The sequence below is a fragment of the Streptomyces sp. NPDC053541 genome (genome assembly GCF_044544705.1).
Lineage (GTDB): Bacteria > Actinomycetota > Actinomycetes > Streptomycetales > Streptomycetaceae > Streptomyces.
On sequence record NZ_JBITXM010000013.1, the window covers coordinates 102,973 to 128,030 of the forward strand.

Annotated in this window: 17 protein-coding genes and 1 tRNA gene; 10 read left to right on the plus strand and 8 right to left on the minus strand. The window is 73.3% G+C overall.

What is annotated here, in order from left to right:
• Positions 1 to 78 precede the first annotated feature (78 nt).
• Positions 79 to 918, minus strand: a complete 840-nt coding sequence (locus ACIGW2_RS31115) for a hypothetical protein (protein ID WP_399847578.1) — start codon at positions 916 to 918, stop codon at positions 79 to 81.
• 233 nt (positions 919 to 1,151) lie between these two features.
• On the opposite strand from ACIGW2_RS31115, the gene ACIGW2_RS31120 reads away from it, so the two are divergent.
• On the plus strand, positions 1,152 to 1,772 hold the full coding sequence (locus ACIGW2_RS31120; RefSeq protein WP_391654605.1) for a TetR/AcrR family transcriptional regulator: 621 nt from the start codon (positions 1,152 to 1,154) through the stop codon (positions 1,770 to 1,772).
• Between the two features lie 65 nt (positions 1,773 to 1,837).
• Positions 1,838 to 3,124 carry an SGNH/GDSL hydrolase family protein gene (locus ACIGW2_RS31125; RefSeq protein WP_399847328.1) on the plus strand — a complete coding sequence of 429 codons (1,287 nt, stop codon included), beginning with the start codon at positions 1,838 to 1,840 and terminating at the stop codon, positions 3,122 to 3,124.
• 116 nt (positions 3,125 to 3,240) lie between these two features.
• Here the strand turns inward: ACIGW2_RS31125 and mfd are convergent, their stop codons facing one another.
• The 3 genes from mfd to ACIGW2_RS31140 all read right to left on the minus strand — a co-directional run bounded on the left by mfd (position 3,241) and on the right by ACIGW2_RS31140 (position 10,406).
• Positions 3,241 to 6,771, minus strand: a complete 3,531-nt coding sequence (mfd, locus tag ACIGW2_RS31130; RefSeq protein WP_399847331.1) for a transcription-repair coupling factor — start codon at positions 6,769 to 6,771, stop codon at positions 3,241 to 3,243.
• 228 nt (positions 6,772 to 6,999) lie between these two features.
• Positions 7,000 to 9,591, minus strand: a complete 2,592-nt coding sequence (locus tag ACIGW2_RS31135) for an ABC transporter permease (protein WP_399847333.1) — start codon at positions 9,589 to 9,591, stop codon at positions 7,000 to 7,002.
• Positions 9,588 to 10,406: an ABC transporter ATP-binding protein gene (locus tag ACIGW2_RS31140; protein WP_391654609.1), complete on the minus strand. Its 819-nt coding sequence runs from the start codon at positions 10,404 to 10,406 to the stop codon at positions 9,588 to 9,590. Before ACIGW2_RS31140 ends, ACIGW2_RS31135 begins: the two co-directional genes overlap by 4 nt.
• A gap of 309 nt (positions 10,407 to 10,715) precedes the next feature.
• Between ACIGW2_RS31140 and ACIGW2_RS31145 the strand changes: the two genes are divergently transcribed.
• The gene (locus ACIGW2_RS31145) at positions 10,716 to 12,347 is read left to right on the plus strand and encodes an MFS transporter (RefSeq protein WP_399847335.1); all 1,632 of its coding nucleotides are present in this window, start codon (positions 10,716 to 10,718) and stop codon (positions 12,345 to 12,347) included.
• 446 nt (positions 12,348 to 12,793) lie between these two features.
• Here ACIGW2_RS31145 and ACIGW2_RS31150 read toward each other — a convergent pair whose 3' ends face one another.
• The 3 genes from ACIGW2_RS31150 to ACIGW2_RS31160 all read right to left on the minus strand — a co-directional run bounded on the left by ACIGW2_RS31150 (position 12,794) and on the right by ACIGW2_RS31160 (position 17,511).
• Positions 12,794 to 13,735, minus strand: coding sequence for a DivIVA domain-containing protein (locus tag ACIGW2_RS31150; protein WP_399847337.1), 942 nt, complete (start codon positions 13,733 to 13,735; stop codon positions 12,794 to 12,796).
• A 136-nt stretch (positions 13,736 to 13,871) separates the two neighbouring features.
• Entirely contained in the window at positions 13,872 to 16,499 is a 2,628-nt protein-coding gene (locus ACIGW2_RS31155; RefSeq protein ID WP_399847340.1) for an SUKH-4 family immunity protein, read from the minus strand.
• Positions 16,500 to 16,506: 7 nt separating this feature from the next.
• The gene (locus tag ACIGW2_RS31160; protein WP_356064372.1) at positions 16,507 to 17,511 is read right to left on the minus strand and encodes an SMI1/KNR4 family protein; all 1,005 of its coding nucleotides are present in this window, start codon (positions 17,509 to 17,511) and stop codon (positions 16,507 to 16,509) included.
• Positions 17,512 to 17,796: 285 nt separating this feature from the next.
• Here ACIGW2_RS31160 and ACIGW2_RS31165 point away from each other — a divergent pair, with 285 nt between their 5' ends.
• The gene (locus ACIGW2_RS31165; protein ID WP_361585732.1) at positions 17,797 to 18,321 is read left to right on the plus strand and encodes a YwqJ-related putative deaminase; all 525 of its coding nucleotides are present in this window, start codon (positions 17,797 to 17,799) and stop codon (positions 18,319 to 18,321) included.
• A 10-nt stretch (positions 18,322 to 18,331) separates the two neighbouring features.
• On the plus strand, positions 18,332 to 18,832 hold the full coding sequence (locus tag ACIGW2_RS31170; RefSeq protein WP_356064367.1) for an SUKH-3 domain-containing protein: 501 nt from the start codon (positions 18,332 to 18,334) through the stop codon (positions 18,830 to 18,832).
• A gap of 158 nt (positions 18,833 to 18,990) precedes the next feature.
• Here ACIGW2_RS31170 and ACIGW2_RS31175 read toward each other — a convergent pair whose 3' ends face one another.
• Positions 18,991 to 20,343, minus strand: a complete 1,353-nt coding sequence (locus ACIGW2_RS31175; protein ID WP_399847343.1) for a sensor histidine kinase — start codon at positions 20,341 to 20,343, stop codon at positions 18,991 to 18,993.
• A 153-nt stretch (positions 20,344 to 20,496) separates the two neighbouring features.
• Here ACIGW2_RS31175 and ACIGW2_RS31180 point away from each other — a divergent pair, with 153 nt between their 5' ends.
• The 5 genes from ACIGW2_RS31180 (at position 20,497) to ACIGW2_RS31200 (ending at position 24,971) form a co-directional block, all read left to right on the plus strand.
• On the plus strand, positions 20,497 to 21,357 hold the full coding sequence (locus tag ACIGW2_RS31180; protein ID WP_399847346.1) for a hypothetical protein: 861 nt from the start codon (positions 20,497 to 20,499) through the stop codon (positions 21,355 to 21,357).
• Positions 21,358 to 21,371: 14 nt separating this feature from the next.
• A tRNA-Gln gene (locus ACIGW2_RS31185) sits at positions 21,372 to 21,447 on the plus strand.
• A 120-nt stretch (positions 21,448 to 21,567) separates the two neighbouring features.
• Positions 21,568 to 23,016, plus strand: coding sequence for a bifunctional UDP-N-acetylglucosamine diphosphorylase/glucosamine-1-phosphate N-acetyltransferase GlmU (gene glmU, locus ACIGW2_RS31190; RefSeq protein ID WP_391654615.1), 1,449 nt, complete (start codon positions 21,568 to 21,570; stop codon positions 23,014 to 23,016).
• 121 nt (positions 23,017 to 23,137) lie between these two features.
• Positions 23,138 to 24,112: a ribose-phosphate diphosphokinase gene (locus ACIGW2_RS31195; RefSeq protein WP_356064422.1), complete on the plus strand. Its 975-nt coding sequence runs from the start codon at positions 23,138 to 23,140 to the stop codon at positions 24,110 to 24,112.
• A gap of 262 nt (positions 24,113 to 24,374) precedes the next feature.
• Positions 24,375 to 24,971, plus strand: coding sequence for a 50S ribosomal protein L25/general stress protein Ctc (locus ACIGW2_RS31200; RefSeq protein WP_391654616.1), 597 nt, complete (start codon positions 24,375 to 24,377; stop codon positions 24,969 to 24,971).
• The last annotated feature ends 87 nt before the right edge of the window (positions 24,972 to 25,058 follow it).

Below are 25,058 nucleotides of genomic sequence, written 5' to 3' on the forward strand. Positions count from 1 at the left end.
GGCTAACGGCACACCGGTGACGGGCCGTAACGATTTTCCGCGCAGGTGACGGGCGGATCCGCCCGTCACCTGCCGGGCTCACACCTTGCCGATGCCGAGCGTGTTCTCCGACGGCAGCAGGCCGGAGCCGATGACGGTGAGCCAGGGGGCGCCGAGGAGGTCGGCGAGGCGGGTGGTGGCCGTGGGGCCGAGGGTGGTCCAGGGGGCGGAGGCGAGGGCGTCCGTGCGGGCTTCGACCTCGGCGCGCAGCGCGCGGCCGGCGTCGGTGGCGGTGCCGTCGGGAGCGAGCAGGCCGCGGGCCGCGAGGCGGGCGCGGGCGGCGGACCACTCGGCGGCGCGCCAGCCGCGGCTGGCGAAGGTGGCCTCGGGGGCGGCGCCGATGGCCGCGAAGGAGACCAGGGACTCCACCGGGTCCAGTCCGGCGGCGGCGAGCGCGACGAGGTGCCCGTCGCCGCGGTGTTCGCGCAGGATCGTCGCCGCCTGCCACAGCACCAGGTGCGGGGCTTCCGGCCAGGGCAGTTCGGCGTGCGCCGCGGCCAGCGGGCGCCCGGCGAGCGGGGCGGCGAGGGCCGCGCGGCGCGCCAGGTCGGCGGCCTCGGCGATCCCGTCGCCCGCGAGGACCTCCTCGCCGAGGAGCGTGCGGTACGTGCGGTCGACGGCGCGCAGCCGGGCCGCGAGCACCTCGGCGGGCGGGGCGACGGACCAGACGGCGGGAACGTACCGGGCGACCATCGCGGGGCTGAAGGAGTAGAAGGCCGAGGCGACCCGCTCCGCCCCGACCGGGCCGATCGCGGCGGCGCGCCAGGCGAAGTAGCCGGGCCAGCGCTCGGTCACGTCGTAGCCGAGCGCGGCGGCCTCGGCGAAGGCCTCGGGGGCGTAGTAGTGGACGGCGTGCAGGGGTTCGAGCAGGTGCCACATCTGCCGGACCCGGCCGGGCTCGACGAAGGCCGGCCCGCCGGCCGGCCCGGGCTCCACGACGGCCGGCTCGTCGGCCCCCGCGTGGCCCCGCTCGGTCCGGGTCTGCGTGCTCACGGCGTTCGTCGCGTCCACGGTGTCCATGGCGTCCTCCCTCGGCAGCACATCTTGTCACTGACTAGATTCCTCCCCGCCCCCGAACTTGTCAATGACTAGATCCCGCGTACGCTGCTGCCATGACCACCACCGGCAGCACCCGGCGCGGCTACCACCACGGCGACCTGCGGCGGGCCGTCCTCGACGCCGCCCTCGACGTCATCGCCGCCGACGGGCCCGGCGCGCTCAGCCTGCGCGACCTCGCCCGGCGCGCGGGCGTCTCGCACGCGGCACCGGCCCACCACTTCAAGGACCGCACCGGACTGCTCACCGCGATCGCCGCCGAGGGGTACGAGCTGCTCGCCGCCGCCCTCTCCGGCGCCCCCGGGCTGCGCGAGCGGGGCGTGCGCTACGTCCGGTTCGCCGCCGCGCACCCCGCGCACTTCCAGGTGATGTTCCGGCCCGACCTGCACCGCCCCGACGACCCCGCGCTGCTCGCCGCCAAGGAGCGGGCCGCCGCCGAGCTCCGGGCCGGGGTCGCCGCCCTGCCCGCCGGCCCCGGGGACTCCCCCGGTCCGCGCGACACCGGCGTGGCCGCCTGGTCGATGGCGCACGGCTTCGCGACCCTGCTGCTCACCCACAACCTCGACGCCGCGCTGGCCGGGCGGGACCCGGGCGAGGTGTTCGGCGCACTGGCCGGACTGCTCGGTTCCGCCGGAGCCGTCGATTCCGCTCAACTCCCTTCCCCCGCAGGGGAATAGCCGGGAGCGATCACGCCTTCTCCCTGTCGCACACGGACGGTCACGAAGACGACGGGGGAACACACATGTCCAGCCGCACCACCCGGCGGAGCGCGGGGCTCGCCCTGCTCGCCGCCCTGGCCCTCACCAGCACCCTCACCGGCACGCCTGCCACCGCAACCCCGGCCACCGCCGCCGCGCAGCCCGGCTGGCACGGCGTGTGGGCCGCCTCCCCGCAGGCGCCGACGGCCCCCTTCGGCCCCAACTGGTCCACGCAGGGCTTCGCCGACCAGACGGTGCGCCAGAGCGTGCGGCTCTCCGCCGGCGGCACCCGGGCCCGGATCGAGCTGAGCAACCGCTACGGCGACGCCCCGCTGCGGATCACCGGCGCCACCGTGGCCCGCACCGCCGGGGGCGGCGCGGTCGAGCCGGGCTCCGTCCGCCCGCTCACCTTCGGCGGCGGCCACGGCTCCGTGACGGTCCCGGCCGGGGGCACCCTGCTCAGCGACGGCGTGCCGTTCACGACCCGCGCCCTGGAGTCGGTCACCGTCACCCTCTACCTCGCGGGCCCCACCGGCCCCGCGACCTTCCACCACTTCGCGGGCGCCACCAGCTACCGCGCGGCGGGCGACCACCGCTCCGACGCCTCCGGCGCGGCCTTCACCGAGACCAGCAGCTCCTGGTACTACCTGTCCGGCGTCGAGGTCTCCGGCGGCCCCGCCACCGCCCGGCCGCACCGGCGCGACGGCATCGTCACCTTCGGCGACTCCATCACCGACGGCGTCGGCGCCACCCACGACGCCGACAACCGCTACCCCGACGAGCTGGCCGAGCGCCTCGCCGCCGCCGGCCGCCCGCGCCCGGTCCTCAACCACGGCATCGGCGGCAACCAGGTCACCAACGACACCACGTGGGCCGGCGAGGCGGCCCTCGCCCGCTTCCGCGAGGACGTGCTGACGGAGCGCGGCGTCGGCACGGTCGTCCTCCTGGAGGGCATCAACGACATCGGCGGCAGCGGCCCGGCCTACCCCGGCGGGCCGACCCCCGAGGTGTCCGTGAACCGGCTCATCGAGGGCCACCGGGCACTGATCCGCCAGGCCCGCGCCCACGGCATCAAGGTCGTGGGCGCGACCCTCACCCCGATCAAGGGCTCCTTCTACGACACCCCGGAGAACGAGGCGAAGCGCGAGGCCTTCAACGCCTGGGTCCGCACCTCCGGCGCCTACGACGCGGTCGTCGACTTCGACCGGGCCGTCGCCGACCCCGCCGACCCGGACCGCATGCTCCCCGCCTACGACTCCGGCGACCACCTGCACCCGGGCGACGCCGGGTACGCGGCGATGGCCGCCGCCCTGGACCCGGACGCGCTCTGAGCCGAGGGGGACGTACGGCGCGGGAAGCGGAACCCGCGCCCCGCGCCGTACCCCCCTCGACAGCCCGGAACCCACGTCACGGGCCCGGAACCCACGTCACGGGCCCGGGACCCCGGTCACGAACCCAGGATCTCCGTGAGGAACTCGCCCGTCCACGCGAGCAGTTCGCGGCCCACCACCGGCTTCCCGCCGATCTTCCCGGTCGTCGGGCGCGGCACCAGGATCTGGTGCACGGCCGGCTTGATGACCGTGCGCGGGTAGAGGCGCTTGAGGCGCAGCTCCTGCGACTCGCGGAGCTCCACCGGGGCGAAGCGGATGTTGGGACCCTGGAGCACGATCTCGCCGACCCCGCAGGCCCGGGCCAGCATCCGCAGCCCGGCGACCAGCAGCAGGTTCTCCACCGGCTCGGGCAGCTTGCCGTAGCGGTCGGTGAGCTCCTCCCGCACCGCCTTGATGTCGGCCTCGGAGTTGGCGGAGGCGATGGCCCGGTAGGCCTGGAGGCGCAGCCGCTCGCCCGGCGCGTAGTCGTGCGGGACGTGCGCGTCGACCGGCAGCTCGATCTTGACCTCCAGCGGCGGCTCCTCCTCCGCGCCGCCCTCCAGGGAGGCCCGGTAGTCGGCGACGGCCTCGCCCACCATCCGTACGTACAGGTCGAAGCCGACGCCGGCGATGTGGCCGGACTGCTCGCCGCCGAGCAGATTGCCCGCGCCGCGGATCTCCAGGTCCTTCATCGCCACGTACATGCCCGCACCCATCTCGGTGTGCTGGGCGATGGTCGCCAGGCGCTCGTGCGCGGTCTCGGTCAGCGGCTTCTCCGGCGGGTAGAGGAAGTAGGCGTAGCCGCGCTCGCGACCGCGGCCGACCCGGCCGCGCAGCTGGTGCAGCTGGCTGAGGCCGAAGTTGTCGCCGCGCTCCACGATGAGCGTGTTCGCGTTGGAGATGTCGATGCCGGACTCGACGATCGTGGTCGAGACGAGCACGTCGAACTTCTTCTCCCAGAAGTCGACGACGACCTGCTCCAGCGTCTGCTCCGACATCTGGCCGTGCGCGGTCGCGATCCGCGCCTCGGGCACGATCTCGCGCAGCCGGGCCGCCGCCCGGTCGATCGACTCGACGCGGTTGTGGATGTAGAAGACCTGGCCCTCGCGCAGCAGTTCGCGGCGGATGGCCGCGCCGATCTGCTTCTCCTCGTACGGGCCGACGAAGGTGAGCACCGGGTGCCGCTCCTCCGGCGGGGTGGTGATCGTCGACATCTCGCGGATGCCGGTCACCGCCATCTCCAGGGTGCGCGGGATCGGGGTCGCGGACATCGTCAGCACGTCGACGTTGGCGCGGAGCTTCTTCAGCTGCTCCTTGTGCTCGACGCCGAACCGCTGCTCCTCGTCGACGATGACCAGGCCGAGGTCCTTGAACTTCGTCTCGGAGGAGAACAGGCGGTGGGTGCCGATGACGACGTCGACCGAGCCGTCCTTGAGGCCCTCCAGGGTGGCCTTGGCCTCGGCGTCGGTCTGGAAGCGGGACAGGGCGCGGACGTTGACCGGGAACTGCCCGTAGCGCTCGGAGAAGGTGCCGAAGTGCTGCTGCACGAGCAGCGTGGTGGGCACGAGGACGGCGACCTGCTTGCCGTCCTGGACGGCCTTGAAGGCGGCCCGGACCGCGATCTCGGTCTTGCCGTAGCCGACGTCGCCGCAGATCAGGCGGTCCATCGGGACCGTCTTCTCCATGTCCTCCTTCACCTCGGCGATCGTGGAGAGCTGGTCGGGCGTCTCCGCGTACGGGAAGGCGTCCTCCAGCTCGCGCTGCCAGGGGGTGTCGGGGCCGAAGGCGTGGCCGGGGGCGGCCATCCGGGCGCTGTAGAGCTTGATCAGGTCGGCGGCGATCTCCTTGACCGCCTTCTTCGCGCGCGCCTTGGTCTTCGTCCAGTCGGCGCCGCCGAGCCGGTGCAGGGTCGGGGCCTCGCCGCCCACGTACTTGGTGACCTGCTCCAGCTGGTCGGTGGGGATGTAGAGGCGGTCGCCGGGCTGGCCGCGCTTGGCGGGGGCGTACTCCACGAGCAGGTACTCGCGGGTGGCGCCCTGCACGGTGCGCTGCACCATCTCGATGTAGCGGCCGACGCCGTGCTGCTCGTGCACGATGTAGTCGCCGGCCTCCAGGGTCAGCGGGTCGATCGTCTTGCGCCGCTTGGCCGGCATCCGCTGCCCGTCCTTGCCGGCGGCCTTCTGGCCCGACAGGTCGGTCTCGGTGAGCACGGCGAGCCCGAGCGCCGGGTCGACGAAGCCGTGGTCGATCGCGCCGCAGGCCACGTGCACGACGGAGGGCGCGATGTCGGCGAGGTCGGAGGTCAGCCGGGCGGCGATGCCCTCGCCGCCGAGCACCTCGACGGTGCGGGCGGCCGGGCCGTGCGCCTCCGTGACGTACACGGTGCGCCAGCCGTCGGCCAGCCAGCCCTTGGTGTCGGCGAGCGCGCGGGCGGTGTCGCCGCGGTAGCTCTCCGGGGCGTGCATGCCGAGCTTGAGGGTGTCGGAGGAGAGTTCCTCGTCGGCGGCGAACGGCGACACCGACCACCACATCATGCCGAGCTCGCGCGCCCGGTCCCGGACGTCCGCGATGCCCCACAGGGAGGCCGCGCCGACGTCGATCGGGGCCTCGCCGCCGCCGGCCGTGGCCGCCCAGGAGGCCTGGAGGAACTCCTGGCTGGTCGCCACCAGGTCGGCGGCCCTGGTCCGCACCCGCTCGGGGTCGCAGACGACCGCCATGGAGCCGGCGGGCAGCACGTCGAGCAGCAGCTCCATGTCGTCGACGAGGACGGGGGCGAGTGACTCCATGCCCTCGACGGCGATGCCCTCGGCGATCTTGCCGAGCAGTTCGCCCAGCTCGGGGTGCTGCTCGGCGAGCGCCGCGGCCCGCTCCCGCACGGTGTCGGTCAGCAGCAGCTCGCGGCAGGGCGGGGCCCACAGGCCGTGCTCGGCGACTTCGAGGGAGCGCTGGTCGGCGACCTTGAAGTAGCGGATCTCCTCGACGTCGTCGCCCCAGAACTCGATGCGGAGCGGGTGCTCCTCGGTGGGCGGGAAGACGTCGAGGATGCCGCCGCGGACGGCGAACTCGCCGCGCTTCTCCACCAGCTCGACCCGGGAGTACGCGGCGGCGGCGAGGCCCTCCACGATGGCGTTCAGGTCGGCGGTCTGGCCCGTGCGCAGCGCCACCGGCTCCAGGTCGCCGAGGCCCTTGACCTGCGGCTGGAGCACGGAGCGGATGGGCGCGACGACCACGCTGACCGGGCCCGCGGCGGGGTCGTCGGCGGACGGGTGGGCGAGCCGGCGGAGGACGGCGAGGCGGCGGCCGACGGTGTCGGAGCGGGGCGAGAGGCGCTCGTGCGGGAGGGTCTCCCAGCTGGGGTAGTCGACGACGGTGTCCGGGTCGAGCAGCGAGCGCAGCGCCGCGGCGAGGTCCTCGGCCTCGCGGCCGGTGGCGGTGACGGCGAGCACGGGCCGGCCGGCCTCGCGGGCGAGCGCGGCGACCGCGAAGGGGCGGGCGGCGGGCGGGCCGACCAGGTCGACGTGCATGCGGTTGCCGTCGCGGGCGGCCGTCACCGCCTCGGCGAGGGCGGCGTCTCGGACGACGACGTCAAGCAGACCGTGCAGGCTCATGGGGCTTCCATCCCGGCGTGTGGGCAACGCGAACCGCCCGACACGTCTCACGGGCCGGGGGTTTCCCAGCCTACGTCGCCCCGCCGACAGCCGCCGCTGAACGGGGCCGGTCCCGGTCCCGTACGCGCGCGTGCGGCGTACGGGACCGGGACCGTGGGCCGGAGGGGCAGGGCCCGGGGTGCGGCCGGGACCCGTCCGGCGGACCGGCCGTGACCCGCCGGACGGGCCCTAATCCGTCGCGATGGCGTTCAGGACGTTCATCCGGCCCGCCCGGAAGGCCGGGACCAGGGCCGCGAAGAGGCCCACGAAGGCCGAGCCGACGAAGACGCCGACGATCGTCGGCCACGGGATCTCCAGGACGCCGAGGCCTTCGAGCGCGAGCAGCTTCTGGGCGGCGGTGCCCCAGCCGAGGCCCAGGCCGAGGCCCAGGAGGGCGCCGAAGAGGGCGATGACGACCGACTCCAGGCGGATCATGCGGCGCAGCTGGCGGCGGGAGAGGCCGATGGCGCGCATGAGCCCGATCTCGCGGGTGCGCTCGACGACGGACAGCGCGAGGGTGTTCACGACCCCGAGCACGGCCACGACGATCGCGAGGGCGAGCAGCCCGTACACCATGTTGAGCAGCTGGCCGACCTGGTCCTGGAGGTCCTTCTTGTAGTCGGCCTGGTCGGCGACCTTGTACTGCGGGTACGGCTTGAGGGCGTCCTTGAGGGACTGGTAGGCGGCCTCCTCCTGGCCGTCCTTGGCCGTGCCGAAGACGATCATGCTGCGGGGCAGCTTCTCCGCCGGCAGGTACTGCTCGGCGGTGGTGATCGCGGTGTACTTCACGCCCTTGTCGATGTTGTTGTCGTCGGACGTGATCGCCGCGACCCGCAGGGTGGCCTGCCGGCCGCCGGTGAAGGCGACGGTGAGGCGGTCGCCGAGCTTCACGCCGTGCTCGGCGGCGTAGGCGCTGCCGACGGACATGGCGCCGGGGCCGTAGGCGTCGGTGAGCGTGCCGGCGGTGGTGTCGCGGCGCACGTCCTGGGCGTACGTGGGATCGGCGGCGACCAGTCCGGTCTTCTCGGCCCGGCCGCGCGGGTCGGTCACGGTGGCCTCGACCCACTTGTACTCGGTGACGTGGTCGAGTCCGGCGGCCTTCTCCACGGCGGCCTGGGCCTGCGGGACGATCGGCTGCCCGTTGGTGGACTGGACGATGAAGTCGGCGCCGACGGACTTGTCGAGCTCCTCGGTCGCGGAGGCGACCATGGAGGAGCCGACGACGGAGAGGCAGGCGACGAGCGCGAGGCCGATCATCAGGGCGGCGCCGGTGGCGCCGGTGCGGCGCGGGTTGCGCAGCGCGTTGCGCTCGGCCATCCGGCCGACGGGTCCGAAGATCCGCAGGACGACGGCGCCGAGGGCGCGGACGACGGCTCCGGAGAGCAGCGGGCCGACGACGACGAAGCCGAGCAGCGAGAGGACCACGCCGAGGCCCAGCCACATCGAGCCGGGGCCGGCCTCGTCGGCGCGGGTCGCGGCGTACAGCGCGGCGGCGCCGGCGGCGGTCAGGACGATCCCGAGGGCGCCGCGGACCCGGCCGGCGCGGGCGTCGGCGGGGGTGCCGGACTCGCGCAGGGCGGCCATCGGGGAGACCTTGGCGGCCCGGCGGGCGGGCACGAAGGCGGCGAGCAGGGTGACGACGACGCCGAGGACGAGGCCGACGACCGGGGTGGTCCAGCGGACCGTGAGGTCGCCGGTGGACAGCTCCATGCCCATCTGGGACATCAGCTTCATCAGGCCGACGGCGAGGCCGACTCCGGTGGCGACGCCGGCGGCCGAGCCGACGACGCCGAGGAGCAGCGCCTCGACGAGGACGGAGCGGTTGATCTGCCGGCGACTGGAGCCGATGGCCCGCATGAGGCCGATCTCGCGGGTGCGCTGGGCGACCAGCATGGAGAAGGTGTTGACGATGAGGAAGATGCCGACGAGGAAGGCGATGCCGGCGAAGCCGAGCATGGCGTACTTCATGACGTCGAGGAAGCCGGCGACGTCCTCGCGGCCGGCGTCGGTGGCCTCGGCGGCGGTCTGCAGCTTGTAGTGCTCGCCCTTGGGGTCGCCGAGCTTCGCGGCGACGGCGGCCTTCAGGGCCTCGTCGCTGACGCCGTCCGCGGCCTCGGCGGTGATCTGGGTGAACAGGCCCGGCTTGCCGAGGAGTTCGCGCTGGGCGGTGGCGGTGTCGTACCAGACGACGGTGGCGCCGGGGTTGGTGACCTTGAACTCGGCGATGCCGGAGATCTTCGCGGTGAAGTCGCCGGTGACGGCGATGGTGCGCAGCTCGTCGCCGATCTTCAGGTGGTGCTTCTCGGCGGTGCCGGCGTCGACGAGGACCTCGGTGGGGCCGCGCGGTTCGTGGCCGGAGGTGATCTCGACCGAACGCAGCTCCTTCGGCGCCCAGTTGCCGGCGATGGTGGGGGCGCCGGAGGTCGGGCCGACGTTCTCGCCGCCGGCGTCGACGACGGTGACGGACATCGAGGTGACGGCGCCCTGGACGTCGCGGGCGCCCTGGACGCCCTTGATCTGCTCGACGAGCGCCGCGGGCAGGGTGGCCGGGCGGCCGCTCTGCGGGATCTCGTCGTTCTCGGCGGCGTCCTTGGGGCTGACGCTGACGTCGGAGGCGGTGGTGGCGAAGAGCTTGTCGAAGGTGGTGTTCATGGTGTCGCTGAACACCAGGGTGCCGCAGACGAAGGCGACGGAGAGGAGGACGGCGACGGCGGAGAGCGCCATGCGGCCCTTGTGCGCGAGGAAGTTGCGCAGCGAGGTCTTGAGGACGGTGCCGCTCATGAGGCCCGCCCGCGCGCGTCGACGTCGGGGGTCTGGGGGCGTCCCCCGGAAAAGAGGAGCATGCGATCGAGGACCTGATCGGCCGTCGGGGAGTGCATCTCGTCGACGATGCGCCCGTCGGCGAGGTAGAGGACCCGGTCGGCGTAGGAGGCGGCGACGGGGTCGTGGGTGACCATGACGATGGTCTGGCCGAGCTCGTCGACGGACTGGCGCAGGAAGCCGAGGACTTCGGCGCCGGCGCGGGAGTCGAGGTTTCCGGTGGGCTCGTCGCCGAAGATGATCTCGGGCCGGGCGGCGAGGGCGCGGGCCACGGCTACGCGCTGCTGCTGGCCGCCGGAGAGCTGGTTCGGGCGGTGGGAGAGCCGGCCGGCCAGGCCGACGGTGTCGACGACCCGGCGCAGCCACTCGCGGTCCGGCCTGCGGCCGGCGATGTCCATCGGCAGCGTGATGTTCTCCAGGGCGCTGAGCGTGGGCAGCAGGTTGAAGGCCTGGAAGATGAAGCCGATGCGGTCGCGCCGGAGCTGGGTGAGCTTCTTGTCCTTGAGCCCGGTGATCTCGGTGTCGGCGACGAAGATCTGCCCGGAGGTCACGGTGTCCAGACCGGCGAGGCAGTGCATGAGCGTGGACTTGCCGGAGCCCGAGGGCCCCATGATCGCGGTGAAGCGGCCGCGGTCGATGTCCACGTCGACGTGGTCGAGCGCGACGACCCGGGTCTCCCCGGTCCCGTAGGCCTTGACGACCTGTCGCGCCCGCGCGGCGACGGCCGTCCGCCCTCCCGTACCCCCGTGTGCGGGGATGGTTGCAGCCGAAGTCACGGTGTTCTCCTAGGTTTGCGTACGCGTGCGATGGCGCGTTCGAGTCTGGTTTCCGGACCCGGGCCGGGGCACTGGTGCCAGGCGCACTCTTCGTCCTGGGGTTCTCCACAGGGCCGGACCCGTAAGAACAAGCTAAGGACGGCGGGGGCCGGGTCTCGTCCTCCGCCGGGACGAAGCGTCCCTGGGCTGTATGGGGGAGGCGCCCCTAGGGGTTCCTCCACCCCTGGTCGGAGTGAGAGGCTGACCCGGGCACGCAGTTAGATGTACGAAGCATCCGTCGCGGGCGGGGCGGGAGAGGGGTGGAGCGAGGTGTCCGAGGCCACGGCGCGACGGACGGAAGAGACGGCGGGAACGGGCGGCACCCGGCGCGGGCCGGTCGTCGCGGCCCTGATGCTGGGCATGGCGCTCGCCGCGCTCGACGGCACCATCGTGTCCACCGCCGTCCCGCAGATCGTCGGCGACCTCGGCGGCCTGTCGGTCTTCTCCTGGCTGTTCTCCGGCTATCTGCTGGCCGTCACGGTGACCCTCCCGGTGTACGGCAGGCTCAGCGACACCTTCGGCCGCAAGCCGGTCCTGATCGCCGGCATCGTGCTCTTCCTGATCGGCTCCGTGCTGTGCGCCTCCGCGTGGAGCATGGGCTCCCTCATCGCCTTCCGGGTCGTCCAGGGCCTCGGCGGCGGCGCCCTCCAGGGCACGGTCCAGACGATCGCCGCCGACCTCTACCCGCTGAAGGAACGCCCCCGCATCCAGGCCCGGCTCTCCTCCGTGTGGGCCGCCTCCTCCGTGGCCGGCCCGGCCGCCGGCGGCCTGCTCGCCGGATACGCCGACTGGCGCTGGATCTTCCTGATCAACCTGCCCGTGGGCCTGCTCGCCCTCTGGCTGATCGCCCGCCACCTGGCGGAACCCGCCCGCACCGCGCCCCCCGCGCGCGTGCGGATCGACTGGGCCGGGGCGCTCGCGATCTTCGCCACCGGCGCCGTGCTCGTGACCGCGCTCGTCCAGGGCGGCGTCGCCTGGCCCTGGCTCTCCGCCCCCTCGCTCGGCCTGCTCGGCACGGCCGCCGCGCTCGCCGCGCTCACCGTCGTCATCGAGCGCCGCGCGGCCGAACCGATCATCCCCGGCTGGGTCTGGCGCCGGCGCACGATCGCCGCCGTCAACCTCTCGCTGGGCGCCCTCGGCCTGCTCATGGTCGCGCCGACCGTCTTCCTGCCGACCTACGCGCAGTCCGTGCTCGGCCTCGGCCCGATCGCCGCCGGCTTCGTGCTGTCCTCCTGGACCCTGAGCTGGCCGATCAGCGCCGCCTTCTCGAACCGCGTCTACACCCGCATCGGCTTCCGCAACACGGCGGTCCTCGGCATCTCCCTCGCCCTGCTCCTGCTGCTCGCCTTCCCGTTCCTGCCGTTCCCCGGCGAGCCCTGGCAGCCCGCGCTCCTGATGCTGCTGCTCGGCGCGGCCCTCGGCCTGTTCCAGCTGCCGCTGATCGTCGGCGTGCAGTCGACCGTCCCGTACGAGGAGCGCGGCACCACCACCGCCTCCGTCCTCTTCTGCCGCCAGGTCGGCCAGAGCGTCGGCGCCGCGCTCTTCGGCGCCGTCGCCAACGCCGTCCTGGCCGCGCGCCTGGGCGCGGACACGGACCTCGACGCCCTGGCCCGCGCGCTGACCGCCACCGACCGCATCCGCCGGGCGGTCGACACCGCCGTCGACTACGTCTACCTCGGCGCCGCAGCGGCGGCGGCCCTGGCCCTCCTCGTCCTCCTGACGCTCGCCCCGCGCCGCTTCCCGGTCCTGAAGGAGCAGACGCAGACAGCCGATCCTGCTACGGACACGGACGCGGGCGCGGGCGCGGGAGCGGGCGCGGACAAGGAGTCGGACGCGGGCGCGGCTGCCGGGGCGGAACCGGGTGCCGGGGCGGACTCGGGGGCCGAGGGGGCGAAGCCCTAGGGGTGTCTTGTCGATCAGGCCGGATCTGGGGGCACCTCCCGTGCCCGGAGGGCTACGGGGGAGAGCGGCGTCCGGTGCGTGGGGTCTCCCCAGGCCCGTCAGGGCCGAGGGTTGGGGTCTCCCCGGGCCCGTCAGGGCCGAGGGTTGGGGTCTCCCCGGGCCCGTCAGGGCCCAGGGGAAGGATCGCAAGGCGGAGGTGGGGGCACCTCCCCGGCCGCCGGGCCGAGGGGGCGGACGCGATGCGGTGGGGGTACTCCCCCTGGGCTCCGCCGGGGGGGCGCCCCCACCCGGGCGAAGCCCAGGGGGCCATCGGCGACCGACGACAACGCGGCGAGGCGCGGTGCCGGGGGCACTCCCCCAGGCTCCGCCGGGGGCACCCCCACCCAGGCGAAGCTCCGGGGGAGTCGAGAGCCCGGCAAGATCGGCGAGACACCCCCTAGGGGACGTCAGGCCCCGGTCTCGGGGTCGGCGTCAGGGTCGGGCTCCGGGGCCGGCTCGGGGTCCTCGTCCCGGGGCGCGCCGGCGACGCGGCCGGTGAGCGTCGCCAGGGACGCCCGGATGTGCTCCATGTGGGCGTGGATCTCGTCGCGCGCCTCCTCGTGCTCGCGCAGCAGCCGCTCCGTGGCCCGCTCGATCCGCTCCTGTTCGAGGCGGGCCGCGGCCAGCAGCTCCGCCGCCTTCGCCTCGGCGTCCTCCTGGCGGTGCCGGGCCGCCTCCGCGGTCTCGGCGAGCCGCCGGTCGGCCTCGGCCCGTACCGCCTCGGCGCGGGCGTCGAGCTCCGCGTGGCGGTCCTGCTGCTCGGCGAGCCGGGCCGCCGCCTCCCGCTCGGCCTCCGCCAGCCGCGCCGCGTGTTCCTCCCGCTGCTTCGCCAGCAGCTCCGCGGCCTCCCGCTCGACGGTCTCGAAGGCGGTACGGGCCTCCTCCCGCTGCTCCTCGGCCTCGCGCCGGGCTGCGGTGCCGATCGCCTCGGCGCGCTCGGCGGCGTCCTTCAGGGTCGCGCGGGCCTGCGCCTCGGCCGCCGCGGTGACCCCGTCCGCGTACGCCCGGGCCGCCTCGGCCGCCTCCCGGCCGGCCGCCTCCGCCGCGGCGGCGAGCTCCTGCGCCTCGGCCTCCGCGGCCCGTACCAGGCTCTCGTCCTCGGCCTCCGCCAGCTCCAGGATCTTTTGGGCCCGCTCCCCCAGGGACTCGTAGCGCTGCGGGGCGAGCGCGGCGACCGCCTCGCGCAGCCGGGCCGCCTCCTCCTCCATCTCCTTGGCCAGGACGGTCAGCCGGGCCGCCCGCTCCCACGCCCCGTCCCGCTCGGCGGACAGCGCGGCCAGGAAACGGTCGACCTGCTCGGGCCGGTAGCCCCGCCCGCGCACCCCGGAGAATCCGACGGAGAAACTCATCCCTGACGCCCCTTCGACTCCCTTATGTCCTCAAACATCAAGGATGCGACATCAGAACGGACAAAAGGCGCCCGATACGGATACGCATCGAGCGCCTTTCGTCACATTGCGTCGATGACGACGCGTCAGGCCCGCCCTACAGCAGACCGTCCCACATCTGCTCCAGCAGCACCGACCACCAGTTCTCCGGCGACGCCAGCGCCGCCGGGTCCAGCATCGCCAGCTGCGCCTGGAAGTCCACCGTCCAGCGGCCCGCCTGCTCCGGGTTCAGCCCGAAGCGCAGCCGCCACATCCGGCCGAGCAGCGCCAGGCAGCGCACGAACTCCGGCAGCCCGGTGTTCACGAACTGCGGCGGCACCGACTGCCCGCCCGGCCCCGCCTCCACCGGCACGGCCACGATGTTCGCCGTCCCGTACTGGACACAGATCGCCCGGCCGAAGTCCGAACCCAGCACCAGGTACGAGCTCGCGTCCGCGGCCGGCTGCACCTGCCGCTGCGCCGCCAGCTCCGCGAGCGTCGGCACCACCGGCACCGCGGGCTGCGCCCAGAAGAACGGACCGAAGTCGGCCGGCAGACCCGCCCACACCAGCGTCACCGCCACCAGCTCCGGCACGCCCTGCCGGGACACCGCACGCTGGTCGAAGCGCAGGATGCCCGGACCGAAGGCCCCGGCCAGCTCCTGCGCCACGCCGTCCGGCGGCAGCGGCGGGGCCGGCTGCACCTGCGGCAGCGGCGCCCGCACCGGCGCCGGCCGTGCCGGGCCGTCCGCGACCTGGTGCAACTCGCCCTGGTGGGTCAGCAGTTGCCGCATGCCCTGCTGACGCCCGGCGTGATCCCGGCCGTACGGAGCGATGTTGGTGATCCGCGCCTGCGGCCAGGTCTCCCGGATCATCCGCGCGCAGTAACCGCCCGGCAGCTCACAGGACTCCAGCTCCGTGTGCAGCTCCAGCACCTGCTGCGGCGGCACGTTCATCGCACGCAGCTCGTGCAGGATCTGCCACTCCGGGTGCGGGGTGCCCGGCGCGGAGCGGCGGATGATCTGCTGCTCCGAACCGTCGGGCGCGCGGTAGCGCAGCACCGCCTGATAGCCCGGACCCACGGTCGGCAGACCGCCCGGCTGCGGCTGCGGATAGCCGTACGCCCCACCCGGACCGGGCTGCGGCCCGGGCGGCGGACCCGGCTGCGCCGGCGCCGCGGGCGCCGGTCCCGGCGGCGGGGGCGGCCCGGCCGGACCCATCTGGCTCGGCTGGGCGAGCATCGTCGCCGCGTGCGCGACACCACCCGGAGGCGTACCACCCCCCGGCACCCCCGGCGGCGGAGGCGGAGGCGGCGGCGTCCCCGGACCACCCGACGACGCCGGACCACCCGGGCCCATCTGGCTCGGCTGGGCGAGCATCGTCGCCGCGTGCGCGACACCACCCGGAGGCGTACCACCACCCGGCACCCCCGGCGGCGGAGGCGGAGGCGGCGGCGTCCCCGGACCACCCGACGACGCCGGGCCACCCGGGCCCATCTGGTCGGGGTGCGCGAGCATCGTCGCGGCCTGGTGCACGGCGGGCGGCGGCGTCGGCGGACCGGGCGGCCCCGGCGGGGGCGTCGCACCGGGAGGCGCGGGCGGACCGGGCGGGGCCGGCGGGCCGTCGGGCAGCTGCGAGACCAGCTGGGTGCGCACATAGCCGCCGGGCGGCGGCGTCGCCTTGCTCGTCGCGGCGTTCGCGATGTCCGCCGCACCGGCGGAGGCCGGCGCCGCGGGCGGCGCGGCCGGGGGCGGCGGGGTGGCGGGCGAGGCCGAGGGCGGCGGAGTGGCCGGCGCCGGCGGGGCGAGCGGACCGCCCTGCCCGAAGCTGCCGTCCGGGTTCAGCCGAGGCGCGATCGCGGTCGGCGGCAGCGCGCTGCCGCCCTTCATCAGCGCCGTCGGCGCGTCCGCGCCCACCACCGGCGCCGGAGCGTCCTCGTCGTCCGCACCGGACAGCGGCGGCGCGAACACCGTCGCCGGCAGCGGTACGGCCCCGTCGGCACCGCCCGAACTGGCGTTGGCGTCCGCCCACGGGCTCTGCGCGGGCACCGGCACCCCGTCGTTCGCGGTCGGCTCGTAGCCCTCGGGGGCACCGGCCTCGCCCGGGGCCCGGGAGACCTCCGCCTCCGAAGCCCCGGCGTCCACCGGCGCGGCCTGCTCGGCCCCCTCGGCCGGCCCGGTCGCATCGGCCGACTCGGCAGGAGCCGCGAGGGCCGCGGCACCGGTCGCGGGGGCCACCGGAGCCGCGGGCTCCGACGCCTCCTCCGAGGGCTCCACCGCCGGCGCCGCCGACGGCAGACCCGACGCCGGCGTCGACGACGCGCTCTCCGCCGACGCACCCGCCGACGCCTGCGAGGCGTTCGACTCCACCGGCGGCAGACCCACCTTGTCCGCCGCCTCCTGCAACCACTCCGGCGGACTCAGCAGGAACGACGTCTGGTTCAGGTCGATCCGCGCCGCCGGCGCCGCCGGAGCGGCCGCCTCGGCGGAAGCCCCGTACTCCTCCTCGTACCGGCGGATCACCTCACCCACCGGCAGCCCCGGCCACAGCGTCGCCTCACCGCTGTCCCGGGCGATGACCAGACGCTGCCGGCCCCCGTCCGGGGTCGGCGCCTCCTCCCGGTCCTCCGCCCACACCACGAAACCCAGCGCGAACTCCCGCACCCGCACCTCACGGTGCAGATACGCCGGCACATCGCCGTTGATCCACTCCTCGGCGCGCTCCTGCGCCTGCGCGAACGTCACCACAGCCAGCTCACTCCCCCACCGGGACCACGGGCACGGCACGCGCGAAGCCACCGTCCACCATCAGGTTCGCCACCGTCTCCAGCTCCGGCGGACTGCCCGCGAGCCGCTGCAGGAACACGTCGAAATCCTCACCACAGGGCAGCAACAGGCGCTCCACCCGCTCCGCCACCGTCCACGCGGCGGCCAGCTCGCCGCCGTCCCGCGCGTCGTCGTACGGGCAGAACCACACCGAACCCGTCCCCTGACCCCGCACCTTCACCGCCAGCAGACCGCCCTGCACGAAGGCCACCCCCAGGTAGTCCTTCGTCAGATGGTCCCGCAGACACTTGTTCACATAGACGAGGTCGTTGATCCCCGCCTCCTCGCGCAGCGTGAAGAACGGCTGGTCCACCAGCACGCCCAGCTCCGCGTCCAGCGCCGTGCCCACCGGGGCACACCCACCCGCCGCCTTCAGGAACGCCCGGTACGCCCCCGGCAGCCGATAGCCCAGGTCCTCCTCCACGCCCTGCACCTGCTGCTCCGACACCGACACCACGCGCTTCGGCAGCCCGAAGTGCACCGGCCGGGTCTCCTGCAACGGACGCGTCCCACGCTTCGCCTGGTCCACCCCGGCCGCCGTCGCCACCCCGCCGTGATGCCGCAGCAGCGCCTTCACCTCGACCGGCACCAGCTCCAGCCGCCGGGTCCCCACCACGTGGTGCCAGGTCCAGCCGTGCGGCGTCGCCACCGCCGGAATCGTGTCCCACAGCTCGTGCCCGGTCGCCGCGAGCGCCGCGTTCGCCGACACGTAGTCCGTCAGGCGCAGCTCGTCGACCCCGAAACCCTCCGGCGGATCGGCGATCTCCGCCGCCGCCCGGGCATACGGAGAGAAATCCGGAAAGCCGCGCTCGTCCACCCGCACCCCTCTCGGATGACGGGAGGCCCGGACCGGGTCCGGGAAGTGCACGACCTGACCGGCGTACGCCGCGTTCGGCGGCGGCGCGGTGACCTGACCGAGCCGACCTGTCGTCATGGCGGTTGCCCCCTGAGTGGCTGTGCCTGCTACTGCGTGGCTGCTTCTACTGCTCCTGGCTGGTCCGCACAGCCTAAGCGCTGCCCCCGACTGCCGACCCGGCCCGCCCCGGCCCCGCCCCCACCACCCCCACCACGGTGACCAAGTGTCACCACCGCATGACAGCACCGCCATGGTTCCGACACACCGAAAGCACGTTTCCGCGCCCCAGCTTCCCCATCGGGCAGCGCATTTGGCAGGCTGTTCACGCAACTCGGGGGATTGCAGGAGGGGAAGAACAGCACCATGCACGCAAGCGCCACACCCGCACCACCGCCCACACAGGGTGACCCACGCCTCATCTGGGGCCACGACGCCGACACCCAGCGCGCCCCCTTACTGCGACACCGCCGCGACGGCATCCTGCCCACCGTCGGCGCCGCCCTCTCCGTCCGCGGCGAGACCACCCTCACCTGCACCGCCGCACGCGGCGAGACCGCACCCACCCTCCACCCGCTCGTGCAGGACTTCCTCGACACCCTCACCAGCGGCCAGCGCGAACGCTTCACCGGACGCTGCCCCGAGGCCATCCTGCTCTCCCGGCACCTCACCGCCACCGAGAACGCCCGCTCCAAGCGCGCCCAGCGCAAACCGCTCACCCACAGCGAAGCCCGCCGCTCCCTCAAGCACGCCAAGCTCACCGCCCGCCGCATCCGCGAGGACGGCGACCCGCTGCACGGCAGCTACGCCGCCCCCTGCCGCTCGTGCAGCGCGATGCTCGCCCACTTCGGAGTCCGTACGGTCGACCCGACCGCCACCCAGAACAGCTGACCCGCCACCCATGCCCGATCTCAACAGCACCCGCTTCCCGGTCAACGTCGACGCCGCCCTCCGCGAGGCCGGCTGGCAGCCCGGCCGCTGGGACATCAAGCTCGCCGAACAGTGGGCCGACACCCTGCGCGGCCACGTCTCCCCCGGCGGCCACCGGCACAGCGTCTTCCCCGCCGTCGTCGAGGCCTGGGCCGAATTCGGCGGCCTGCGCGTCACCGCCCCCGGCCACGGCCGCCAGATAGCCCCCGCCACCCTCCGCTTCGACCCCCTCGCCGGCCTCCACCTCGCCCGCACCCTCGGCGACCTCGGCCGCGCCCTCGACACCGAGCTCGCCCCGCTCGGCGAGGAGGGCGAGGACAGCGAACAGCGCGCGGTCCTCGCCATGGACGTCGAAGGCCGCGTCTACAGCGTCGACCACACCGGCGACTGGTACCTCGGCCGGGACATCGACACGGCCCTCGCGACCCTGATCACGGGAACGCTGCCGACCCGGCTGACGGCCGGCGGCTGAACACGCGGCACCTTACGGGCAGGGGTACGGGTACGGGCCTGGGGTACGGACGGGATACGCGTACGGGGGCCGACGGGGGGCCCGGGGGTACGGACGGGGTACGGGTACGGGCCTGGGCACGTCCGGATTCCGGTACGGGTGACGCGCGAAGCACCCGCCTACGAACCCGCCCCGCCGGCCGCCGCCCCCACCGGCAACACCGCGCTCACCCGGAAACCGCCCGCGTCCGTCGGCCCCGACACGAACACGCCACCGAGCCGCGACACCCGCTCCCGCATCCCCACCAGACCGTTCCCACCACTCGGCAGATCCGCCGCCGCCACAGCCGCGTCCGACGGACCGTTCTCCACCTGCATCGCGACCTCCGCGTCACGATGCGCGAGCCGCACCACCACCTCGGCACCCGCCGCGTGCTTGTGCACGTTCGTCAACGCCTCCTGCACCACCCGGTACGCCGTCTGCTCCACCTCCGCCCCGTACGCCCGGGCCTCCCCCAGCACCACGAACTCCACGACCGCACCCGCCTGCCGCGACTGCTCGACCAGGTCCGGCAACGCATCCAGACACGGACCGCCCTCCTGCGCGGCCGCCTCCGCCGCCGCCGCAGCGGCCCGGCCCACGGCGGCGAGCGGCGCCACGACAGGACCCGCGGGCGCGACCGGAACCTCCTCCCGCAGCACCCCCAACATCTGCCGCAACTCCGTCAACGCCTGCCGACCCATGTCCCCCACCAGCGCCGCGTTCCGCACCGCCTTCTGCGGATCCTTCAACGCCACCGCCTGCAACGCCGCCGCGTGCACCACCATCAACGACACCCGGTGCGCCACCACGTCGTGCATCTCCCGCGCGATCCGCGTCCGCTCCTCCTGCCGCGCCCACTGCGCCCGCTGCTCCGCCCGGTCCGCCAGCAACGACAGCTCCTGCTCCAGACTGTCCGCCCGCTCCCGCAACGACTCCATCAACCGCCGCCGCGCCCCTATGTACAGCCCCAGCAGCACCGGCGGAGCATTCAGCCCCAGCGTCAGCAACAACGACATGACCGGCACGTACCAGCCACTCGGATCGAAATCCGGCTGCCCGACGTCCGCCTGCGCCACGTCCTGCCGCATCCGCACCACGGTCACGATGTACACCGCGGCCGTCGACATCCCGGCCAACACCGCCGTGAACCGCCGCGGCACCTCCGAGGCCGCCAGCGAATACAGGCCGACCAGCCCCATCAGATAGCCCATCTCGGCCGGCGTGACCGCGATCGAGACCAGCACCACCGTGATCGGCCACCGCCGCCGCACCACCAGCACGGACCCGACCACCAGCCCGAACAGCACCCCCACCGGCACCGGCAACGACGCCTTCTCCGCGAACCCGACCCCCTCGAGCCCGCACTCCAGCGCCGACACCACCCCCAACGAGACGTCCAGCACCACGCTGCGCCGTCTCCCCCACCACCACCAACCCCGCCGGCCACCCTCCGTGCCCGCCGCGTCCCGGTCTGCCCCCGTTGTGGTCATGCCTTCCACCCTACGGTCGAGCACCACCGATTTTCCCGCCGCTCCAGCGCCTCGGAGCGGCGCCCGTCAACCCGCGTGGACACCAGTCCCTCGAACTGTTGAATCGACAGGGTTTTCGACCCGGACGTTCGCATTCCGGACGAACCTGTCCCCATGACACCCGAAACCAGCCGCTACGCCGACTTCGAGGACCTCCGCCGACAAGCCGTCGCCCTGCGCCGCGAAGGCCTCAGCCTCCGCCAGATCCGCGACCGCCTGCACGTCCACAACAACGACCTCCTCCACCGCCTGGTCAAAGGCGAACCCCCACCGGACTGGACCCGCCGCCCCAAAGCCAAGGACGACCTCCGCGCGCGTGCGCGCGAGCTGCGCCTGGAGGGCAAGACGTACGACCAGATCCAGGTCGAGCTGGGCTGCTCGAAGAGCTCGATCTCCCTGTGGGTGCGGGACCTGCCGAAGCCGGCGGCGCGGTACACGCCCGAGGAGCAGCGGGCGCTGATGAACGAGGGCCTGGCGAGGCTGCGCAACGCGCGCGAGGAGGAGCGGGGACGCATCAGGTCCTCCGCCCGGCACGAGGTCGGAGACCTCTCGGACCGCGAGCTGTTCGCGGCCGGCGTGGCGCTGTACTGGGCGGAGGGCGCCAAGAGCAAGCCGTACTCCCGTCGGGAGCGGGTCGTCTTCGTCAACAGCGATCCGGGGGTGATCAAGCTCTACCTCGCGTGGCTCGACCTTCTTGGCGTCGACCGGGGCCGCCTCGGTTTTCGGATCCTCATCCACGAGTCCGCCGATGTCGACGCCGCCCATCGGCACTGGGCATCCCTCGTCGGCGTCGAGGTCTCGGACTTCTCGAAGCCGACGCTCAAGAAGCACAACCCGAAGACCGTCCGCCACAACACCGGGAACGACTATCACGGCTGCCTGGTGGTCGACGTCGCCAAGAGCGCGGATCTCTACCTGCGAATCGAGGGCTGGTGGGCCGGAATCGTGGCCCAGGCGGAAGCACGTCTCCGGTAAGGTCTGAGGCGCTGTCCCCCGTGGTGTAACTGGCAGCACACTGGTTTTTGGTACCAGCAGGACAAGGTTCGAATCCTTGCGGGGGAGCCACAGCACACAAGACCTCGGTTCGGGTCCCGACCTCCCAGGTCGGGGCCCTTCCTCGTTTCCCGCCCGACACCCCCCGGTATCCTTCGGTGGTCCAGCCACCCGAAGCCGAAGGGCATCCCCGTGAGCGCCAACCGCCCGGCCGCCGTCGTCGTCCTCGCAGCGGGTGAGGGCACCCGCATGAAGTCGAAGACTCCCAAGGTTCTGCACGAGATCGCCGGGCGTTCGCTCGTCGGGCACGTCGTCTCCGCCGCCCGTGAGCTGGAGCCCGAGGACCTGGTCGTGGTCGTCGGGCACGCGCGGGAGCTGGTGAAGGGACACCTGGACGCGCACTACGCGGGGACGCGGACCGCCGTGCAGGAGCAGCAGAACGGGACCGGGCACGCGGTGCGGACCGCGCTCGGGGAGCTCGGGCGGACGCCCGAGGGGACCGTGGTCGTGGTGTGCGGCGACACTCCGCTGCTGTCGGGTGAGACGCTGCGCGCGCTCGCCGGCACGCATGCCGCCGACGGCAACGCCGTGACGGTGCTGACGGCGGAGGTGCCGGACTCGACCGGTTACGGCCGCATCGTGCGCGACCCGGCGACGGGTGCGGTGACGGAGATCGTCGAGCACAAGGACGCCTCGGACGAGCAGCGCGCGATCAAGGAGATCAACTCCGGCGTGTTCGCGTTCGACGGTGCGCTGCTGGCGGACGCGCTGGGCAAGGTGCGGACGGACAACAGTCAGGGTGAGGAGTACCTCACGGACGTGCTGTCGATCCTGCGTGAGGCGGGGCACCGGGTGGGTGCGTCGGTGGCGGCGGATCACCGGGAGATCCTGGGGATCAACAACCGGGTGCAGCTGGCGGAGGCGCGTGCGCTGCTGAACGCGCGGTTGCTGGAGCGGGCGATGCTCGCGGGTGTGACGGTGGTGGATCCGGCGTCGACGTTCGTGGATGTGACGGTGACGTTCGAGGCGGATGCGACGATCCTGCCGAACACGCTGCTGCTGGGTGGTACGCACGTCGCGGAGGACGCGGTGGTGGGTCCGAACACGCGCCTGAAGGACACGGTGGTGCGTCGGGGTGCGCGGGTGGACAACACGGTGGCGGATTCGGCGGTCGTGGGCGAGGGCGCGTCGGTGGGTCCGTACGCGTATCTGCGTCCGGGGACGGATCTGGGTGCGAAGTCCAAGGCGGGTACGTACGTCGAGATGAAGAACGCGCAGATCGGTGAGGGCACGAAGGTCCCCCATCTGTCGTATGTGGGTGACGCGACCATTGGCGAGTACACCAACATCGGTGCGGCGAGTGTCTTCGTGAACTACGACGGTGAGGCGAAGCACCACACGACGATCGGTTCGCACTGTCGTACGGGTTCGGACAACATGTTTGTGGCTCCCATCACGATCGGGGACGGTGCGTACACCGCTGCCGGGTCCGTCATCACCAAGGACGTGCCGCCCGGCTCGCTGGCCGTCGCCCGTGGCCAGCAGCGGAATATCGAGGGTTGGGTGGCCCGGAAGCGTCCGGGGAGCGCGGCCGCGCAGGCCGCTTCCGTGGCCACTGAGAAGTCCGCAGGCGAAAGCTGACCGGAAACGAGTACGTCGAACTCGGCGTACCGTGATACGTGCACACAAATTCGGCTGGCTCGCACGCGCGCACGGGAGCGCGGGGATTCGCGGCCAGAGAAACCGTCGAGGAGACAGTGCTGTGACCGGGATCAAGACGACCGGCGAGAAGAAGCTGATGCTCTTCTCCGGCCGCGCCCACCCCGAGCTGGCCGAGGAGGTCGCACACCAGCTGGGTGTCGGCATCGTTCCGACCAAGGCGTTCGACTTCGCCAACGGTGAGATCTACGTCCGTTTCCAGGAGTCGGCGCGTGGCGCGGACTGCTTCCTGATCCAGAGCCACACGGCTCCGATCAACAAGTGGATCATGGAGCAGCTGATCATGATCGATGCTCTGAAGCGGGCTTCGGCCCGGAGCATCACCGTGATCATTCCGTCCTACGGTTATGCCCGTCAGGACAAGAAGCACCGTGGTCGTGAGCCGATCTCGGCCCGTCTGGTGGCGGATCTGCTGAAGACGGCGGGTGCGGACCGGATCCTGACCGTGGACCTGCACACGGACCAGATCCAGGGCTTCTTCGACGGTCCGGTGGACCATCTGTCGGCGCTGCCGGTGCTCGCGGACTACGTGGGTGCGAAGGTGGACCGGTCGAAGCTGACGATCGTGTCTCCGGACGCCGGCCGGGTGCGGGTGGCGGACCGCTGGTGCGACCGTCTGGACGCGCCGCTGGCGATCGTGCACAAGCGGCGTGACAAGGACGTCGCGAACCAGGTGACGGTGCACGAGGTCGTGGGTGACGTCCGGGGCCGGGTGTGTGTGCTGGTGGACGACATGGTCGACACGGCGGGCACGATCTGTGCGGCGGCGGACGCGCTGTTCGCGCACGGTGCGGAGGACGTCATCGTGACGGCGACGCACGGCATCCTGTCCGGTCCGGCGGCGGACCGGCTGAAGAACTCGAAGGTGAGCGAGTTCGTGTTCACGGACACGCTGCCGGACCCGAGCTCGCTGGAGCTGGACAAGATCACGGTGCTGTCGATCGCGCCGACGATCGCGCGTGCGGTGCGTGAGGTGTTCGAGGACGGTTCGGTGACGAGCCTGTTCGAGGAGCACTGAGCCTCGTCGCCCTGGTTGCGTCGTGGAGGGCCGTCCCCGGTCGGGGGCGGCCCTTCGCCGTCGGTCGGGTGGGTCCGTTGATCCATTTGGGCGCGGGTGCGGTGGCCGTTAGACTGTCGTGGTTGCTCGGCGAGGGAGGCCGGTCGCGCGTACGGGGTACGCACGGTTCCGGCGGTCCGTTATCGACGCGCTCTTCGTAGCAGGCCCACGCCAGTCGGGCCGGGTGACAGCCGTATCCGTCACCGCACCACGAGGAGTGCACATGTCCGAGGTGAAGCTCACCGCGTCCGTCCGCACCGAGTTCGGCAAGGGCGCCGCCCGTCAGCTGCGTCGTGCCGCCCAGGTTCCCGCCGTTCTGTACGGTCACGGCTCGGACCCGATCCACCTGGCGCTGCCGACCCACGACACCGTGATGGCGCTTCGTACGCCGAACGTCCTGCTGTCCCTGGACATCGAGGGCAAGGGCACCGAGCTGGCCATCCCGAAGGCCGCCCAGCGTGACCCGCTGAAGGGCTTCCTGGAGCACGTCGACCTGCTGCTCGTGAAGCGCGGCGAGAAGGTCACCGTCGAGGTTCCGGTCGTCGCCGAGGGCGAGCTGGCCGCCGGTGGCAACCTGCTGGAGCACGTGCTGAACACCCTGTCGGTCGAGGCCGAGGCCACCCACCTGCCCGAGTCCGTGACGGTCTCCGTCGAGGGCCTGGAGGCCGGTGCGTCCGTGCTGGCGCAGGACATCGCGCTGCCGAAGGGTGTCACCCTGGTGACCGAGGCCGACGCCGTGGTGCTGCAGGTCCTGGCCGCGCAGGCCGAGGAGCCGGCCGCCGAGGCCGAGGGCGAGGCCGCCGAGGGCGCCGAGGCCTGAGCCGTAGGCTCTGCTTGACGCGACGGGGTGACGGGCCGCGGCCGGTCACCCCGTTTCGCTGTGCCGGTACGGACGAGTACGGATACG

What these genes read in the sequence shown, in the direction of transcription:
- ACIGW2_RS31170 (WP_356064367.1), top strand. Translation starts at nt 18,332, where the DNA reads ATGCCCGATCTCAACAGCACCCGCTTCCCGGTCAACGTCGACGCCGCC.
- ACIGW2_RS31135 (WP_399847333.1), bottom strand. Translation starts at nt 9,591, where the DNA reads ATGAGCGGCACCGTCCTCAAGACCTCGCTGCGCAACTTCCTCGCGCAC.
- ACIGW2_RS31160 (WP_356064372.1), bottom strand. Translation starts at nt 17,511, where the DNA reads ATGACGACAGGTCGGCTCGGTCAGGTCACCGCGCCGCCGCCGAACGCG.
- ACIGW2_RS31180 (WP_399847346.1), top strand. Translation starts at nt 20,497, where the DNA reads ATGACACCCGAAACCAGCCGCTACGCCGACTTCGAGGACCTCCGCCGA.
- mfd (WP_399847331.1), bottom strand. Translation starts at nt 6,771, where the DNA reads ATGAGCCTGCACGGTCTGCTTGACGTCGTCGTCCGAGACGCCGCCCTC.
- ACIGW2_RS31165 (WP_361585732.1), top strand. Translation starts at nt 17,797, where the DNA reads ATGCACGCAAGCGCCACACCCGCACCACCGCCCACACAGGGTGACCCA.
- ACIGW2_RS31120 (WP_391654605.1), top strand. Translation starts at nt 1,152, where the DNA reads ATGACCACCACCGGCAGCACCCGGCGCGGCTACCACCACGGCGACCTG.
- ACIGW2_RS31125 (WP_399847328.1), top strand. Translation starts at nt 1,838, where the DNA reads ATGTCCAGCCGCACCACCCGGCGGAGCGCGGGGCTCGCCCTGCTCGCC.
- ACIGW2_RS31150 (WP_399847337.1), bottom strand. Translation starts at nt 13,735, where the DNA reads ATGAGTTTCTCCGTCGGATTCTCCGGGGTGCGCGGGCGGGGCTACCGG.
- ACIGW2_RS31175 (WP_399847343.1), bottom strand. Translation starts at nt 20,343, where the DNA reads ATGACCACAACGGGGGCAGACCGGGACGCGGCGGGCACGGAGGGTGGC.
- ACIGW2_RS31115 (WP_399847578.1), bottom strand. Translation starts at nt 918, where the DNA reads ATGTGGCACCTGCTCGAACCCCTGCACGCCGTCCACTACTACGCCCCC.
- ACIGW2_RS31200 (WP_391654616.1), top strand. Translation starts at nt 24,375, where the DNA reads ATGTCCGAGGTGAAGCTCACCGCGTCCGTCCGCACCGAGTTCGGCAAG.